The 410-nt window shown below is 64.6% G+C and carries 1 pseudogene; it reads left to right on the forward strand.

What is annotated here, in order from left to right:
- Positions 1–410, forward strand: a pseudogene (cysK2, locus tag D5687_RS11130) (S-sulfocysteine synthase CysK2); the annotation flags it as partial.

A 410-nucleotide genomic window follows, 5' to 3' on the forward strand; every position in this document is an offset into this window, starting at 1 on the left:
GTGCTACGGGAGTTCAACCCGGACATGCGGTTGATCGGCGTGGACACCATCGGGTCCACGATCTTTGGGCAGCCCGCGTCGAACAGGCTGATGCGCGGGCTGGGCTCGAGTATTTATCCGCGCAATGTCGATTACCGTGCATTCGACGAAGTGCACTGGGTTGCTCCCCCCGAAGCCGTCTGGGCGTGCCGCTCCCTGGCCGCAACCCACTACGCCAGCGGCGGCTGGAGCGTCGGGGCGGTCGCCCTGGTAGCCGGCTGGGCAGCACGCAACTTGCCGGCGGACACCACGATTGCCGCGGTCTTTCCCGACGGCCCACAACGCTACTTCGACACCATCTACAACGACGCGTACTGCAACGAACACGAACTGCTAGGCGGACAACCTCCCACCGAGCCCACGAGACATCT

The sequence above is a fragment of the Guyparkeria sp. SCN-R1 genome, assembly GCF_003932495.1.
Taxonomy (GTDB): Bacteria; Pseudomonadota; Gammaproteobacteria; order Halothiobacillales; family Halothiobacillaceae; genus Guyparkeria.